This window comes from Fibrobacter sp. UWH1 (assembly GCF_002210365.1).
Taxonomy (GTDB): domain Bacteria; phylum Fibrobacterota; class Fibrobacteria; order Fibrobacterales; family Fibrobacteraceae; genus Fibrobacter.
Genome location: NZ_MWQG01000007.1, coordinates 21,348 through 36,667, shown reverse-complemented (window position 1 = coordinate 36,667; position 15,320 = coordinate 21,348). Strand labels below are relative to the sequence as shown.

The window sequence follows — 15,320 nt, the reverse complement described above, 5'->3', positions numbered from 1 at the left end:
GATGATGAAAAAATATTTCATTGTTATATTTTAGGAAACAAATTTTCAAAATCTTTAGGAGAATAAATGAAAAAGTTCTTTATGATTCTTGCTTCTCTGGGCATTGCCGCCACTATCTCCGCTTGCGGTGATGATTCTTCTTCGTCTCCGTCTGCATCTAACGGTGGGGACAATGGTGGAAACAATGGCGGAAGCAAGTCCGGCAAGGCTTGCCTCAATACATTCAATGATGGTGAAATCCGTTGTTTTACTCACGAGTCTGTAGAGTTCCTTTGCGGTGGCTCCAGTTCGGACTTGAAGTCTTCGGTTTTGGTGGACGCTTGCCCGGAAGGCTATACCATGGAGTGCCCGAATGATGTGGGTGAAGGCGTTACCTACTTTTATCGGGAAGGCATGACGGACTGCCATAAGTTCTAATCAGACATTGTTTGTAATTGATAACCAAGTTATTAACTGATATGAAAATGGAAATCCAAACTGAGGATTTCCATTTTTTATATTTAGCCAAGTAAAAAGAGGATAATCATGATCGTTTCTTGGATGACCACCAATAAGTGTAACTTGACCTGTAAGCATTGCTACCAGAACGCTGGTGGTACCAGGGATCGAGAACTGACAACGGCCGAAGGCCACAAGCTCATTGATGAAATCACCAAGGCCGGTTTCAAGATCATGATTTTCAGCGGTGGCGAACCCATGACCCGCCCGGACATTTTGGAATTGGTGGAACATGCTTCCAGGAATGGTCTCCGTCCGGTGTTCGGTACTAACGGTACCATGATTACCGCCGAATTGGCCCAGGGACTTAAGATGGCCGGAGCCATGGCCATGGGCATTAGCATTGACAGTATCGATCCCAAGCGTCATAATGATTTCCGTGGCTTGGACAACGCTTTTGAACTGACCATGGCTGGTATCGAAAACTGCAAGGCCGCAGGTCTCCCGTTCCAGATTCATACCACCATTATGGATTGGAACCAGGGCGAAATCCTGGAAATTATGGATTGGGTCAAGAGCATCGGTGCTGTAAACCATCAGATTTTCTTTTTAGTGCCGGTGGGACGTGGCAAGGAAATTGCAGATCATGCCTTGAAGGTGGCCGAATACGAAAAGCTGCTTCGCGGCATTATGGAAAAGAGCCGTACCTTGGGTATTCCTGTAAAGCCTACTTGCGCTCCGCAGTTCCTGCGCATTGCAGACCAGCTGGACATCAAGACTCGCTACACCCGCGGTTGCCTTGCCGGGCTGGATTATTGCATTGTAAATCCGGTGGGTCTCGTTCGCCCTTGTGCTTACATGCTTGAAGACGCAGGCGATGTTCACGATACGCCCTTTGACGAAATCTGGGCCAATGCGGAAGTTTTCAAGAAACTGCGTACCAAGGCTTACGAAGGGGCTTGCGGCAAGTGCAAGTTCAATGACCGTTGCGGAGGCTGTCGCGCCCGTGCCGCCTACTATCACGATGGCGACTATATGCAGGAAGATAACAACTGCGCCTATGGAAGAGGCTTGAAGTAGACTGAAATATTCGGGATCACGTTTGGGTATAAGATGAGGTGTTTATGTCAGACGTAAAAGAAAGTGAAATTTCGGAACTTCGTGAAAAGGATCGTGAGCACGATGCTCGCCTTGATTCCCTGAGCTCACAGAATCAGAGTCAGGAATTCAAGTTGAAGTCTCAGGTGGCCAAGGATCGCGAACATGATTTCCGCCTTGATTCCATTACCAACAAGAATGATGCACAGGATCAGGAACTCCATCGTCAGGCCATCAAGGACGAAGAACACGATAATCGTTTCGAGGGTCTTGAATCCCGTTGTGCCGCCCTGGAAAAGCAGGTGAGGTTCTTGATCAAGTTGCTTCCCGAAAATATTCGACCCGATGCAGAGCTGCCTAAGGAGCCGAAGTCTCCGATTTCAATTGTCTCTTTATCGTTAGCTGTTCTTGCCCTGATTATCTCCATTATTTCTTTGTTTGTATAATCCCTTTTTAGTTTGTTTATGGCCGATTCCCTAGAAAACCAGAATGCTGAAGACGAACGCTTTATGCGTATGGCCTTGCGTGAGGCCGAAAAGGCTTTTGATGAACGCGAAATTCCCATTGGCTGCGTTATCGTAAAGGACGGTGTGGTCATAGGGAAGGGGCATAATCAGATCGAGATGCTGAAGGATGCCACGGCCCATGCCGAAATTCTGACTATCGGTACGGCGGCCAATGCGCTGGATAACTGGCGTTTGGATGGTTGCACTCTCTATGTGACTTTGGAACCGTGTCCCATGTGTGCCGGTGCCATTTTGAACAGCCGTGTCGGTCGCGTTGTGTATGGTTCCCCGGATACCCGTTTCGGTGGCTGCGGCACGACCATTGACGTGATTGCCAATAATGCCCTGAAAAGGGTGGTTCCCGTGACGGGCGGGGTTCTGGCAGGGGAATGTTTGGGGCTGTTAAAGCTGTTCTTTCAGCGGATGCGCCTTGAAAAGGGTGACTCTGGCGCCAAACCGCCTGTGTCGTAATTTGAAAAAATTAAATTTTACTTATGAATTTCTTTAAGCTTTTCGCCAGCTCTGCTGCGCTCATGTTTTTGTGTTCCTGTGACGGTAACGAATTTACTTTGGCTTTTAATACCCAGAACGTTCCGCCCCAGACTTATTACCTGGAATCTTCCCTGAATGCCATTTTGCCGATGGATACGGTGACTGGTACTCCCGAGGCCATGAATACACATCTGGTGGTCAAGGCTACCAATACTTTGGTGACCGCCTATGATGATGGGGCTGCCAAGTTCCAGATGAAGATTGATTCTGTGGACTACAAGTCCGACAAGCGTTCTGTGGATGAATTCCGCAGCATGGAACGTTATATGTCCACGGAACATTTCCAGTTCAAGATGGCCAAGGACGGCATTGTCAGCAATGCGGTCATCGAAGATTCCGTGATGCTCGGAACCGAAGCCCTGGATTTGATCCGCCTGTTCCTGAAGGTGCAGCCGTTGCTGCCGGGTAAGCCCGTTGCCGTTGGCGAAACCTGGGAACGTCCCATGGATATTCCGGGCAACAACAAGGCCAATACGGTGGTGTACAAGGCATTTACCCTGCAGGACCAGTATGTTCACGACGGCGTGCAGATGGCAAAGATCGGCATGAACCTGAAGTACAAGGAAGTGGCCGACTCTACTGCCGACGTTCGTATGTCCAGCAAGGGCTTTATTGTGGGTTCCGGAACGATTCTGTTTGATATGACCCACGGGGCCATTTCTTCTGTGAACCTGGAACTGACTGGCGACCTGGCAGTAAGCGACCTGGTGGCCGAAAGTGTTATTCCCGAAATGCACGTGATCCAGAAGATCAAGTTGAGGAGTGAATTTTGATTTTGATTCCTAAGCGAGTTGCGGGGGTTATTGCAGCTGCGCTGACTGCTCTTTCTGTGTGCGGTCTTGCCGTGGCTGGTGAGATGCCTTTCCCGCAGATCGAGAACGGCAAGGTTACTCTTGTGGAGGCTGACAGCCCTTACCTTCTGGAACAGGGGGTGGTGTTCTCTGCTAATGATACCTTGATGGTGGAACCGGGTGTTACCGTTTTGATGGGTGAATACGCCAAGCTGATGCTTCGCGGTTCCGTAAAGATTTCCGGTACCGACGAGAAGCCTGTGGTGTTCCGCAGTGCCGACTCTAGCGAAAGCTGGAACGGTCTACATTTTGTTTCTTCTAGCCGTCCTTTCGAAGTGAAGAACCTGGTGGTGGAGAATGCCTTCCGCAATACGGTGTTCCGCTCCAAGGGTATTTTCGAAAGTGTGCAGTTCATTAACAACTACTATGGCCTGTGGATCGACGACGTGCCCGAGGTTTTCCTGGCCCGTTGCGAATTCACCCGCAACCGTTTTGCCCTTTCTGTGCGTGCTGGTCAGGTGATGTCTGCCGAAACCAAGATTTCCAACAATGTTTACGGCCTCTATCTTGAAGCCGGTGGAAAGTTTGACGGTGATAAGAGCTTGATCAATAACAATCTTGAAGCCGATGTCCGCAGCGAAGTGGAAGAAATGGCTGGCAAGGGCAAGCGCGTGAACCGCAGTATTTGGCATCGTATCGAAACGGCTTTCTAGGGAGCATCTGGCGTAGTGCAGGAAAATTTCCGCAGATCAATTCGAAAGATGACGGGCAACAGTGTCCGTTTGACGGTGCGCCCTAACCGTTCCTCCATGGTGGCAACGCTGTCGCAGTCCATGATGGTCACTTGGTCCATCGTGCTGTACGAACATCTTGATGCCATGCTGAACGACCCGTCTGTGAACGTAGGAACGTCGGAATTGATTTCGTATAGCGAAACCGCTTATAAGTTGGCCGATGCCAGCTTCCCTCAGATTATCGCTGATGCAAATAAGCTTTACGATGAATTCCGCACCAAGTGGATGCAGCGTTTTTCTACTGATGAAGTGATGCGACTCCTTTTGGAAGGTGGTGACTTTTTGCATCATGACGAAGAAAAGGGTTGGTATCTGACGGTCAAGAACAGCAAACAGGATATTAATGCCTTCTATTCGGCAACCATCCATTTGCTGGTGAGCGATGCGGAACCTCTGTTTGTGCGTATGCATGGCCGCGTGATGCAACTGCAGGAAAAGTTGTGCAAGTACTGGCATAGCGAATCCGCCGTAGACGCCATGTCCAAGTTGCTGCCCAGTCTAGAAGCTTCCTTGCGCGATAAGGAAAACTCCATGGTGGTTTCGTTGCGCAGTTCCTTGAACGCCCTGGCCAAGAAGCGTTTTGCTGCGGCCTTTGCTACCAAGGGTAATACTCATTACTACAGTTCTGCCGCTTCCTGTGCCCGTAATGTAGGTCGTTACTGGAATCCCCATTACGCATACGAAAATGGCTTCCTGGCCTTTACCGATGATTTTTGTGATTATGCCCGCGGACTTACCATTCAGGTAATCGAGTGGTACCAGAGCAAGTGGGCTATGTTCCTTCGCGGATTCAACCGCGGTCAGATGAATTTGTTTGAAACCCAGGCCTCTTTTAAGGCTTAATGAAATGCAGGTAAAAAATGAAGAGTGCATTTAGTTCCATCTTATTACTCACCATTGTGGGCCTTGTCGTTTTGGTGGCAGGCGCATTGTACTTTGGCGCTCCGCTGTTTGGCTGGGTGATCATGGGCGCAATCTTTGTCGTGTTCGTGATGGAACAGCTTCTGGCTCTTAAGAAGTTGAACTTGATCGAAGCTGAAAACCTGGTGCTAGACGAATGCGAAAGCCGCGGTTCTTACAGTGTGTCTGGCGAAGGCGTTGTGGCTAACCGCATTCAGCTGGCCAACCGCCTGATGGCAAAAAGGATTCGTCTGGATTCTCCCATCGCTTTCGAAGTGCTCAACAGCAATGTGGGCATTAACGTTCCCCGTAGCGCTGGCGGTACCGTTATTCTGCTGGGCCTTATGGGAACCTTCTTCGGTTTGATGTATTCCGTGGCCACAGCCGGTGGTGCCATCGACAATTCTACCACCCAGGGAACTTTGGATACTATCCAGCTTTTGTTCCAGGGTATGAAGGGTATTTTCGGTACTAGCCTTTGTGGTTTGTTTGCCGCCTTGATTTTGAATACTAGCCGCTCCCTGTTGCTCAATGCCCGCGATTCCTTTATGTCCCGCCTGGATACCATGACTTTGAATCTTCAGGGCGAAACCGGTGACGAACTGGAACAGAACAAGAATGAACTGGAACGTCTGTTTGACGCTGTGGAAAAGAATCTGGCCAAGGTGACTTCTGCTGTGCAGGATGGCCTGGGTGGTATTGTGGCTAAGGTGGGCGAGGAACTGACCGCCGCCACCACCATGATGAACCAGAATGTTTCTGATTCCGTGGCCAAGGTTTCTGCTAACGTGAACGCCTCTGTAGAAAAGGTTTCTGCAGAAATGTCTGCTTCCGTGAAGACTTTGAATGAATCTCTGGCTTCTGCCATGAGCGGCATGAACGAATCCGTCAAGGATCTGGGTAGCTCTGTTAGCGCTTCTATTTCTACTGCATTTGCTCCCATGGAAAACAGCGTGAAGGCTCTGTCTGCTTCTGTGGAATCTATTCCGTCTAAGCTTGAAGATCAGCTGAACGGCCTTTCTTCTGCACTGGATTCTGGTCTTGGCGATATTGCCAGCGGCGTGAAGGCTGGCCTTAACAGTGTGGCTGACGATGTGAAGTCTGCCCTGAGCGATGTTTCTGGCAGCGTTTATGATGGCCTTTATAAGGTTAGCGAATCTGCCCAGAGTTCTCTGGCCGATACTTCCAACAGCATTGCAGATTCCATTTCTGAACAGGTCAAGCAGTCCAACGAACAGTGGAATGAATTCATGCAGCGCCTGGAAGAACGTACCAATGCCAATGTGGATGCCCAGCGCGATGGTCTTGAAACTCTCAAGAACGTTGCCCTTCAGGTGGCCGAAAAGGCTCAGGCAGGTTCCGCAGAACTTTCCGCTTCTGTTTCCGAAAAGCTGGCTGGCCTCTCTAGCGATATCCTGGGCGCCTTCCAGAAACTTTCCGAAACTTCTGCAACTCTGCTCGAAGCCCAGAAGGCTCTTACCGTCAGCATCGACGAACGCGTTGTCAAGGAAAAGGAAGCAACCGACGCTCTTGGCGGCAACATCGTAGAAACGGCAGAACTCATGCGCGTCAACCAGTCTGAACTGAGCGCCAACCTTGAAATGCTCCGCGCTGGTCTTGAAACCATTCTTGAAAAGCTCAGCGGCGATACTGCAGAACGCGACGAAGAAGAAAACTTCATCGAACATCTGAATCAGTCTCTGGAAGCCTTCCACGAACGTGCCAGCGAAGTGCTTATGGAAAATGCGGTCAAAACTCAGGAAATCCTGTTGGAAGTTCTGGAACAGACTCAGCGTCCGGGCTCTTACTCTGTTGCATCCGCCTCTTCCGAAGAGAACAAGGTCGAGGAATAATCTATGCGTTTCAAGCGAGACGAAAACAGCAATCCCTGGATGGCCTACACGGACTTGGGCGTTGCCCTGGTGTCGTTGTTCATCTTGGCTTTTGTGGCCATGGCGACCCTCAAGGAACAGAAGGCCGAAGACCTTACCCGTACCGAAGAGGAAGTGCTGAGCTGTCAGGAAGAAATGCGCAAGATTGCCGCTGAACGTAACGCCCTTCTTTCCAAGAGTTTGCAGACCTCTATCGAGGCTGGCCTTATTGCCCTGGAAGGGGGTAAGATCCAGATTCAGGCATCCTTCCTTTTCCCGGTGAATGGTGCCGACCTGACCAACGAAGGTGTGGGCGTGATTAAGGGAATCAGCAAGGGCCTTCTTGACGCACTGGATTCTACGGATGTAATCATGGTTAGCGGTTTTACTGATGACATTCCCATCAAATCCAATACTTATACCAACTGGAATCTTTCTACGGAACGTGCAGTGAATGTGGTGAAGACCTTGATTGCCCAGGGATTCCCCCCCGATCGTCTTTTTGCCGCAGGCTTTGGCGAACACCAGCCCAAGTATCCTAACGATACCGAAGAACATCGCCGACTGAACCGCCGCGTAGAAATTGGCGTGACCCCGCTCCAGATGATGGATAAGAAGCAGTAAGGCTTGATACTGAAGGATTTTTATGCAGGACCGTTTGGAATCTTTACGACAGAGTGTAGATGCTATCCGCAAGACCGGAAAGCTGCCGCATTGGCGTATGGTTTATGCCGACAACCTGCTGAATCGTGCCGGTGAGTATATCGCCGTTGACCGTCTGCCCGAAGCAGGCATGGTGGCCGAAAAGCTGGACCGCTGGATTGCGACCCATACGCCCAAGGTGGAGACCGACAACCGATTTGCCGAAAGCCCCTTGCTCATCTGGAATGAATCTCTGCTGTCCCAGATTTCCGAAAGAATCAAGCAGACTCTTTCTTCTAAGCGCCAGTTGATTCCCGCAACGGAACGTGACGCCACCTTGCGCCGCCTGACTCAGGTTGAAGCCTGGATCAAGGCTGGGGAATTCCTGCTGGCTCACGATGAACTGCTGGCCCTCCGTGCCGCCCTGATTTCCCGTTTGCGCCGAAGCTATCGTGCCCGCATCGTGGCCAAGTCCGCCTATCAGGGGAATGTTTCCATTCCTACGGGCAGCCTGGTTGGTCCTTACAATGCCCGTCATACTTTGGAAGAAACCTTCCATGTGGTGGGCGAACGCGACCCCATCTGGGTAGAAGACTTCCTGGAAATCTATAACGACCTCTTCCGCATCGTGGAACGCCTGGTTCCGCAGGATAAGAAGTAGTCTTCTAAAAAACAAGCTTTATAAAAATGAACCGTGGCTTTTGGGTCACGGTTTCTTTGTATGAATTTATAAAACAGGCGATGTATACAAACTTATTCTATTTTTGTTTCGCGGTATGTAGGATTGTTTAAATAAACTATCTTTGGGCTCCACTAAAGGAGAACATAGAAATGAAACATTCTAATTTTTTAGCCGCATTGCTTGCGGTACTTTTTTTTGTTGCGGAAACTTTAGCTGCGACTTCTGAAAGCAATTCATTTTTCAATAAACTTCCCAAAATCGAAAGAAAGGGACCGGCTGCGTGGGCGAACATAAAGGCAAACCAAGGCAATGGTCCCCAATTTATGCGAAAGCCTTCGCCCCTGGGCTATACTGCCGGAACCAATAAATTTCCGGTGGTTCTGGTGTATGACAATTCCGAGCACCGATCAGACCTCTCGGACTTTGATGACATGCTGAATGAGGTCGGTTATTCCAGGAATAATTATCTTGGTTCTATCCGTGACTATTTTATCGATCAGTCTGTGGGAAAGTTTGTGCCTGAGTTTGATGTGTATACAGCGAAGCTGGACGAGGAATTCAGCTTCTATGTTGGTTTTGGCTTAGATAGCTTGGTTAAAGAAGTCGCCGCCAAGTTGAAGGAAAATGCAGCCTTTAATGCAGCAAAATATGATGCTGATGGTGATGGCGAGGTTGATAACCTTTCTGTTGTTTTTGCAGGAACCTTGGGAAAAGAGGATGAAAAACGCGCACAGTCCTACATGAGCTACCTTGGGAGCGTAGATGCAGGAAATGGAAAAAAGTTCAATACCCACATCATAATTTGGGGCAATGGTGCTGTATTTTCTCCTTTTGTTCATGAGTTTGGCCATGCTTTAGGATTGTATGACCTTTATAGCACAAATGGCGTGGATTTAAATTGGGTAAAAACATGGGGTGTTCAAGCTCCTGGCGTACACGGCTGGGGCGTGATGACTTTGGGAGTCCACAGCGGCAACGGATATGTAGCTCCTGGTTATAATGCCTTTGAAAAGAATTTTTTGGGATGGCTGGACTTTGATACCTTGGATTTGAAGGCCGATGTCATTACCATTGAACCTCTGGAAATTTCTAATAAGGCCTATATGATTCCCGTCCCGAATAATCCCGATGAATGGTTTATTCTTGAAAATCGACAGAAAAATAAGTGGGATTTTGTATTGCCCAGTCATGGTTTGCTGATCTGGCATGTTGATTATGATGAATATGTCTGGAATAGCTCTTTAAATGACGATGCGTTCCATCAATACGTAGATTTGGTGGAGGCCGGATCGAAGATGGTTCCCAATTTTAATGACGGCGGGAATCAAGAATATCTTGTCGATGATCCGTTCCCTGGTTCAGAAAACGTGACTGAATTTTATGGCTTTAAATCCTGGTCTGGACTTGATCTTGGAATCAACCTTTATGGCATTATGGAAGAAAACAAGAATATTTGCTTTACTACCAAGAAGGGTGTAAAGGTGACGACTTGTGATGTGAAAAAAGACGCTTTCAAAATTTATGGTTCCTTGCAGCAGACCGTTGAAGAGGACGCCTCTATTGAACCTATAACCATTAGCGGCGTAAAAAGCTACGTTCGTAATTCCTGGATGATTTATTTCTTGAACATAGACTATAATGAATCAGAAGAAACCTTGACCATTACATCTACCGTCCCGAAATACACAAATCCTGTTGTTTATAAAGAAAGCTTCACGATTAACGGGGAAGTGTATGAAGTTTCCTTGGATGTGAAAAAATCAAATCGTGTGTTGACAAGACCCAGTATTGTTGTAGATGAATTTTCAACCAATGAGGATGTTACAGCCTTGTCGGCAATTACGACGTTTAATGTTGAACTCCGTTTGCAAAACGATAACCTTCAGGTATTCGCTTCGGGGGATTCTCGCAAGAATGTCGCTATCTTTGACATGCAGGGAAATAAGGTTTATGGGGCAGATTTCAACGGAACGTCCTATGGCGTAAACCTGGCTTCTTTCAAGAATAAGGTTCTCTTGGTCCGTGTTACGGAAAATGGAATCCTGTTGAAGCAGAACCGCATTACTGTGAAATAATTTAAGATAAATTTCTATCAAAAAAAGGCCGCAATCAAATTGCGGTCTTTTTAATGCTCTGTAGATTTCAGGAACGAATCTTACTTCTTAAACTTTTTAAGAAGAGTTTCGGCCTTTGCGAACTGCTGCTTCACGGACTTGGGACCGGTACCGCCTTCGATGTTACGGCGGCTAACGCTGTATTCGAAAGTCAGGGTCTTCTTCATCTTCTGCACATTGGGAACGCCGGCGGCTGCCCAAGCTTCGTCGGACAGGTCGGTGAATTCCCTACCGCTGCGAGCGGCTTCGCCAACCAGGCTACCCACAACGTGATGAGCGTCGCGGAAGGGAACGCCTGCTTCCACCAGAAGGTCTGCCAGGTCAGTTGCCAACAGGGCCGGCAACATCTTTGCTTCCATCTTGTCGAAGTTGAAACGTGCGGATTCCAGAGCTTCCTTCATGACGCGGAGGATGACCTTCACGTTGTGGACGCTGTCAAATACCGGTTCCTTGTCTTCTTGCAAGTCGCGGCTGTAGGAAAGGGGAGCGCCCTTCACCAGAGTGTACATGGCGCTGAAGTTACCCAGCATACGGCCAGACTTACCGCGGATCAGTTCCATGGAGTCGGGGTTCTTCTTCTGGGGCATCATGGAGGAACCGCTGCTGAATGCGTCGTGCAAGGTGAGGAATCCGAATTCGCTGGTGCTCCAGTTCACGAAATCTTCGGCGTAACGGCTCATGGTGTTGGCGGTGATGGCGAGGTCTGCGTTGAATTCCAGCATCATGTCGCGGTGGCTTACGGCGTCGATGGAGTTGGGGCTCACATCCTTGAAGCCAAGTTCCTTTGCAACCAGGGCGCGCTGGTAGGGGAATGCTGAACCTGCCATGGCGCCGCTACCCAGGGGCAGCTGGGAGTGCAGTTCCAGGAAGTTATCCAAGCGCTTCACGTCGCGGGAAACGGCGAAGAACATGCTCATGAGGTAATGGCTGAAGTAGATGGGCTGTGCCTGCTGCAGGTGGGTGTAGCCCGGCATCAGCTTGCCGAAGTACTTCTTGGAAAGGTCGAGGACCACTTCCATCAATTCCACTTCCAAAGCGCGGATTTCTGCAGCGCGGTGACGCATGTAAAGCTTGAAGTCGGTGCAGACCTGGTCATTACGGCTACGGCCAGTATGGATCTTCTTGCCCAGAGCGCCGATACGTTCGGTAAGCACGCGTTCCACTGCCATGTGGATGTCTTCGTCGGAAGGCTGCCACAGGTTCTTGCCTGCATGATAGTCATCGAGAATGGTCTTGAGGCCGTCGCAAATTTTCTTGTATTCAGCCTTGGTCAGCACACCGGATTCTACCAGACCCTTGCCGTGACCGATGCTGCCTTCGATATCTTCTTCAATCAGTTCGGAGTCGAAGTGGAGGCTGAAGGAGAGGTCAACCATGGACTGTGCCATGCCGCTAGCGAAACGGCCGGTCCACATGTTGGTCTGGGTGCCGGACTTGCCAGAGGTTTTCTTTTCTGCCTTGGGGGCCTTAACGGTCTTTGTATTCTTTGACATATAACGTCTCTCTTTGAATTATTCTTCGTCTAAAAAGTCGCTGTCGTCTTCTGCGTCAACAGGCTCTATGTTTGCGATGTTACTTTTTGCGGTTTGTTCCATGCAGAAAGCTAAGCTAACGGAATTTTTGGGATCCAGCATACATACGGACTTGATTTCAATGTCCTTGTTGTACTTAGTCTTGGCTACAACCGTGCCGTTGATGGAAAACTTGAAATTTCCGTGTTTCATTCCCTTCTTGCAGGTTCCGATGGCATCTACGGTTTGACCAAAATCATCCACAAAATGCCACTGGGCATTTCGCATGTGGAGGCCCGAGCAGTTAAAAGGAGTGTTCATCTGTTCTGAAGTTTGGAACTTTTGGAATTTACCGCCACCACATGAGGTGAGCATGAGAACTGACGTTCCCAAAACAAGAAATGCGACTGTTTTTTTCATAATACCAAAGTTAGACATTTGAAAGTTCCTGTTCAAGCGCCATCTTCATTTTTTCGGTGAGTTTAATGGCACTCTTCGTCATAGGTACACCTTTGTATGGTGCCACAGATATCTGGGGTAGAACTTTAAGGTTGTACTGGTAGCGTTCCGTGGGGTGGTACTGCAAAAGTTTATCACACTTCCGGAGTCCAATCTTTTCGTTTCCGCCGAAAAATATGGGTACGACATCGTTTTCGGAGTATAGGGCGAAACGTGCGGCTCCCTTCTTGAATTCCCAGGGTTGACCTGGCCTAGAACGGGTTCCTTCGGGGAAGATGATCAGGTTATTGCCTTCCTCCATGGATTGCCTTGCCCGTTCCATCTGTTCGTCAAAAGGAATTGTGTTTGGAATGTAAAGGTTGCGTACGATCAAGGAGATGAACTTGTTTTCGATGAGTGAACCCTTGACAATACAGTCTGCGTTGGGTATCAGCGAAAATAATATGACCACATCCAGTAGGGATGGGTGGTTGGCGATAACCACCTTGGACTTGATATTCGAAAGTTGTTCCTTGTTTTCGACGTTTACGCTGATGCACCGAATGGTCTTCATGACGTTTACGAAAACTTTGAAATACCAATGGTTGAAACGTCGGGCAATGGCCTTAAACTTTTTTTCGGAGAATCCGGCCAAGACATGCATAATGGGGAAAAGCCCAAGGGCCAATCCTAGACTGCATAAACCAAAAAATGCAAAACTGAAAAGTTTTACTGCAATTCGGTAGATGTAGATAATCTTCTGCATAGAGTCTAGAATACGGGTTGCTTCTGCATTTCTAGGGCGCTCAGGAAAGCGATGGCCTGTTCTGCCGCGGTGTCAAAATTCCCCTGAAGCATCTTGAGGTACTCCAACTGAGAATTCAGGTTGATTCCCTTGTAGGCCTTGTCGGCCTTAGCCTCGTCGGTGGTGAGTCGGAGGGCGAGACCGCAAACGGCATTGGGGTAGGGGACTCCTGCCACGGGTGCGTAAGTTTCGGGAATTAGTTCGTCTGCAAAGATGAAGGTTCGTTCCGTAGCGTCGTCGCAATTTTGCAAGGCGGCGAGGCAATCCGTGAGGCCCGAGGTAAAGGATTCCTTTCCCGAGAAGACGGCTGAGTAGCCTGCGGTGTTGTTTTCGAGAATGGTTGCGTTTGCGACAGAGGCGTTAAATACCGAAAGGCTAAAATGGGCCGGAGAAACCGCGCCCGTATCAATTAGCGCCTGGGATATTTTGAGCTGCTGGGTGATTTCGCCAAACTGAGAGGCGAACGTCACCTTGCAAGGAGGCAACTTGTTGCCTTCGCTATCCTTGGATACCATATCGCTTACGAGAACGACCATGCGGGAAACATAGGTCAGGCGACGGCGGGTAAGCATCGGGACGAAAGATACGTCAGGCTTGGGTTGGGCGTCGTTGGGAATGAAACTTGCCAGTCGCTGGATATAAACGTTCTTTGTCATAAGATTCCTTACAAAAAGAGCGTCTTACTTGATACGGAAACGAAGAAGGGAATAAGCATTGGGGCCCACATTGTGGTGAGCTTCCTTCAGCTCGAAACCTGCTACTTCGATTGCCTTTTTCAGTTCTTCGTAACGGTACATTTTGCTGTTGCCGTTGGCGATGCAGGTGAAGTACAGTGATGTCGCCTGAAGGGAATATGCTGCTGCTTCGAATCGCTGCTTGTCCCAAAGGGGTTCCAGAACGTAGACGTCTGTATCGGGGGCTGCAGCCTTACGGATCTTTGTCAAAATCTTGGTGATTTCTTCCAGAGAGAAACAGTCCAGGAATTGGCTCATCCATACCGCATTGGCTCCGGTGGGGAAAGCGGTGGTTTCGTCCAGCACATTGCAGGGGAGCGTATTGATGCGTTCGGCAAAACCCGCTGCGGCAGCATTCTTTTCGGCAACGGCGGTCTGGCCCGGAAGATCGATAATGGAAACTTTTACGTCTGCGTTGTATTTGCAGCAGGAAATGGCCCACTTGGCAGTATTGCCTCCGATGTCAAAGAGACGTCCAACGGGCTTCTCGAAAACGATGGGCAGGGCTTCGGGGAAGGCCAAATCAGAGTAGAAATGGTCAAAGCCGAACCAGCTCTTCTTTTCTTGTTCGGTCAGCTGGGAAAGACCTTCGTAAACAGTTTTCCACGGTCCCAGGTGGGGGAGTCCTGCGGGCTTGCCTTTCAGGATGGATTCTTCCAGATTTTCGGCACCGCGGTAGCAGATGTCCTGGGAAAAGTCCATGTTTACCTGGGTCATTTCATCTTTCATGAGGAAAAAGCCGATCTTGCCTAGGGTAAGGCGCAGGTCATCGTCGTCAGAATCCTTGTGGACCTTGATAGCTCCCATGCCAAGTCCCATTTCTACCAGTACGCCGATTCCATAGAGAGAAATGTTCAACTTCTGGGATAGTTCGGAAATCTTGATTCCCTTTTTGCGGGCGTTGCTAATTTCATCCAGGATTCCCAGGTTGCGCAGGGCGCGGGCGGCCTGGAAACTAAGGGGGGCAAACGCAATCTTCTGAGCTTCGAACTTGGCGTTTACAGCGTCAATATTGTCGTTAATATAAAAGTCAAACATGTTCCACTCTCCGAAACCTTTTTAGAGGGGTGTAAAGCAGTTTCAAATATAATTTTTTCTATATTGCCTGATCGTATTTTTGTAACTCTTGACTCGGTTGTCATGTATATAAACATTTGGAGGTCTCATGTCTGATCTGAACACCCGCATTAAGGAAGTGCTGATCGAATCACTGGAACTGGAAGATATCACTCCGGCCGACATTGTTGATGCGGCTCCCATTTTTGGTAAAAACGAAAAGGGTGAAGGTCTCGGTCTTGATTCCATCGACGCTCTGGAATTGGGTATTGCCATCAAGGAAAATTTTGGCGTGACCTTCACTGTGGCTAACGAAGAAACCAAGAAGCATTTCGCCTCTGTGGATGCTCTTGCCGCATACATTTCCAAGCACACTGACGCATAAGGG

The 15,320-nt window shown here is 48.9% G+C and carries 17 protein-coding genes; 12 read left to right on the top strand and 5 right to left on the bottom strand.

Annotated elements, in window-relative coordinates; all coding sequences use genetic code 11:
• Positions 1-66 precede the first annotated feature (66 nt).
• The 11 genes from B7992_RS04770 to B7992_RS04720 all read left to right on the top strand — a co-directional run bounded on the left by B7992_RS04770 (position 67) and on the right by B7992_RS04720 (position 10,349).
• The gene (locus B7992_RS04770) at positions 67-417 is read left to right on the top strand and encodes a hypothetical protein (protein ID WP_088665686.1); all 351 of its coding nucleotides are present in this window, start codon (positions 67-69) and stop codon (positions 415-417) included.
• A 108-nt stretch (positions 418-525) separates the two neighbouring features.
• The gene (gene nirJ2 / locus B7992_RS04765) at positions 526-1,518 is read left to right on the top strand and encodes a putative heme d1 biosynthesis radical SAM protein NirJ2 (protein ID WP_088665685.1); all 993 of its coding nucleotides are present in this window, start codon (positions 526-528) and stop codon (positions 1,516-1,518) included.
• A gap of 44 nt (positions 1,519-1,562) precedes the next feature.
• Positions 1,563-1,982, top strand: a complete 420-nt coding sequence (locus B7992_RS04760; protein WP_073159373.1) for a hypothetical protein — start codon at positions 1,563-1,565, stop codon at positions 1,980-1,982.
• A gap of 18 nt (positions 1,983-2,000) precedes the next feature.
• On the top strand, positions 2,001-2,513 hold the full coding sequence (gene tadA / locus B7992_RS04755; protein WP_217650871.1) for a tRNA adenosine(34) deaminase TadA: 513 nt from the start codon (positions 2,001-2,003) through the stop codon (positions 2,511-2,513).
• Between the two features lie 23 nt (positions 2,514-2,536).
• Entirely contained in the window at positions 2,537-3,367 is an 831-nt protein-coding gene (locus tag B7992_RS04750) for a hypothetical protein (protein WP_073159371.1), read from the top strand.
• Positions 3,364-4,098, top strand: a complete 735-nt coding sequence (locus tag B7992_RS04745) for a hypothetical protein (RefSeq protein ID WP_249269270.1) — start codon at positions 3,364-3,366, stop codon at positions 4,096-4,098. The genes B7992_RS04750 and B7992_RS04745 overlap by 4 nt, the downstream gene beginning before the upstream one ends.
• A gap of 15 nt (positions 4,099-4,113) precedes the next feature.
• Positions 4,114-5,022: a hypothetical protein gene (locus B7992_RS04740; protein WP_073159369.1), complete on the top strand. Its 909-nt coding sequence runs from the start codon at positions 4,114-4,116 to the stop codon at positions 5,020-5,022.
• A gap of 17 nt (positions 5,023-5,039) precedes the next feature.
• Positions 5,040-6,932 carry a fimbrial protein gene (locus B7992_RS04735; protein ID WP_088665684.1) on the top strand — a complete coding sequence of 631 codons (1,893 nt, stop codon included), beginning with the start codon at positions 5,040-5,042 and terminating at the stop codon, positions 6,930-6,932.
• Between the two features lie 3 nt (positions 6,933-6,935).
• Complete coding sequence (locus tag B7992_RS04730) at positions 6,936-7,574, top strand: OmpA family protein (protein WP_073159365.1); 639 nt, start codon at positions 6,936-6,938, stop codon at positions 7,572-7,574.
• Between the two features lie 22 nt (positions 7,575-7,596).
• On the top strand, positions 7,597-8,253 hold the full coding sequence (locus B7992_RS04725) for a hypothetical protein (protein ID WP_088665683.1): 657 nt from the start codon (positions 7,597-7,599) through the stop codon (positions 8,251-8,253).
• Between the two features lie 344 nt (positions 8,254-8,597).
• The gene (locus B7992_RS04720; protein ID WP_141100374.1) at positions 8,598-10,349 is read left to right on the top strand and encodes a hypothetical protein; all 1,752 of its coding nucleotides are present in this window, start codon (positions 8,598-8,600) and stop codon (positions 10,347-10,349) included.
• 80 nt (positions 10,350-10,429) lie between these two features.
• Here the strand turns inward: B7992_RS04720 and argH are convergent, their stop codons facing one another.
• Genes argH through B7992_RS04695 form a run of 5 tightly spaced genes read right to left on the bottom strand, consistent with a single transcriptional unit; the run spans position 10,430 to position 14,914 of the window.
• On the bottom strand, positions 10,430-11,881 hold the full coding sequence (gene argH / locus B7992_RS04715) for an argininosuccinate lyase (RefSeq protein ID WP_254917618.1): 1,452 nt from the start codon (positions 11,879-11,881) through the stop codon (positions 10,430-10,432).
• Between the two features lie 18 nt (positions 11,882-11,899).
• A complete protein-coding gene (locus B7992_RS04710; RefSeq protein ID WP_088658497.1) occupies positions 11,900-12,337 on the bottom strand; it encodes a hypothetical protein in 438 nt (145 codons plus the stop codon).
• Positions 12,330-13,103: a 1-acyl-sn-glycerol-3-phosphate acyltransferase gene (locus tag B7992_RS04705; protein ID WP_088665681.1), complete on the bottom strand. Its 774-nt coding sequence runs from the start codon at positions 13,101-13,103 to the stop codon at positions 12,330-12,332. The genes B7992_RS04710 and B7992_RS04705 overlap by 8 nt, the downstream gene beginning before the upstream one ends.
• A gap of 5 nt (positions 13,104-13,108) precedes the next feature.
• Positions 13,109-13,798 (bottom strand): beta-ketoacyl synthase chain length factor, encoded by a 690-nt coding sequence (locus tag B7992_RS04700; protein ID WP_073235362.1) that lies wholly within the window; start codon positions 13,796-13,798, stop codon positions 13,109-13,111.
• Positions 13,799-13,822: 24 nt separating this feature from the next.
• On the bottom strand, positions 13,823-14,914 hold the full coding sequence (locus B7992_RS04695; protein WP_073159355.1) for a methyltransferase: 1,092 nt from the start codon (positions 14,912-14,914) through the stop codon (positions 13,823-13,825).
• Between the two features lie 127 nt (positions 14,915-15,041).
• Here B7992_RS04695 and B7992_RS04690 point away from each other — a divergent pair, with 127 nt between their 5' ends.
• Complete coding sequence (locus B7992_RS04690; RefSeq protein ID WP_073159353.1) at positions 15,042-15,317, top strand: phosphopantetheine-binding protein; 276 nt, start codon at positions 15,042-15,044, stop codon at positions 15,315-15,317.
• Positions 15,318-15,320 lie beyond the last annotated feature (3 nt).

Bases quoted from the DNA above. Each gene is read 5' to 3' on its own strand.
- B7992_RS04770 (WP_088665686.1), top strand. From the start codon at position 67: ATGAAAAAGTTCTTTATGATTCTTGCTTCTCTGGGCATTGCCGCCACT.
- nirJ2 (WP_088665685.1), top strand. From the start codon at position 526: ATGATCGTTTCTTGGATGACCACCAATAAGTGTAACTTGACCTGTAAG.
- B7992_RS04760 (WP_073159373.1), top strand. From the start codon at position 1,563: ATGTCAGACGTAAAAGAAAGTGAAATTTCGGAACTTCGTGAAAAGGAT.
- tadA (WP_217650871.1), top strand. From the start codon at position 2,001: ATGGCCGATTCCCTAGAAAACCAGAATGCTGAAGACGAACGCTTTATG.
- B7992_RS04750 (WP_073159371.1), top strand. From the start codon at position 2,537: ATGAATTTCTTTAAGCTTTTCGCCAGCTCTGCTGCGCTCATGTTTTTG.
- B7992_RS04735 (WP_088665684.1), top strand. From the start codon at position 5,040: ATGAAGAGTGCATTTAGTTCCATCTTATTACTCACCATTGTGGGCCTT.
- B7992_RS04730 (WP_073159365.1), top strand. From the start codon at position 6,936: ATGCGTTTCAAGCGAGACGAAAACAGCAATCCCTGGATGGCCTACACG.
- B7992_RS04725 (WP_088665683.1), top strand. From the start codon at position 7,597: ATGCAGGACCGTTTGGAATCTTTACGACAGAGTGTAGATGCTATCCGC.
- B7992_RS04720 (WP_141100374.1), top strand. From the start codon at position 8,598: ATGCGAAAGCCTTCGCCCCTGGGCTATACTGCCGGAACCAATAAATTT.
- argH (WP_254917618.1), bottom strand. From the start codon at position 11,881: ATGTCAAAGAATACAAAGACCGTTAAGGCCCCCAAGGCAGAAAAGAAA.
- B7992_RS04710 (WP_088658497.1), bottom strand. From the start codon at position 12,337: ATGTCTAACTTTGGTATTATGAAAAAAACAGTCGCATTTCTTGTTTTG.
- B7992_RS04705 (WP_088665681.1), bottom strand. From the start codon at position 13,103: ATGCAGAAGATTATCTACATCTACCGAATTGCAGTAAAACTTTTCAGT.
- B7992_RS04700 (WP_073235362.1), bottom strand. From the start codon at position 13,798: ATGACAAAGAACGTTTATATCCAGCGACTGGCAAGTTTCATTCCCAAC.
- B7992_RS04695 (WP_073159355.1), bottom strand. From the start codon at position 14,914: ATGTTTGACTTTTATATTAACGACAATATTGACGCTGTAAACGCCAAG.
- B7992_RS04690 (WP_073159353.1), top strand. From the start codon at position 15,042: ATGTCTGATCTGAACACCCGCATTAAGGAAGTGCTGATCGAATCACTG.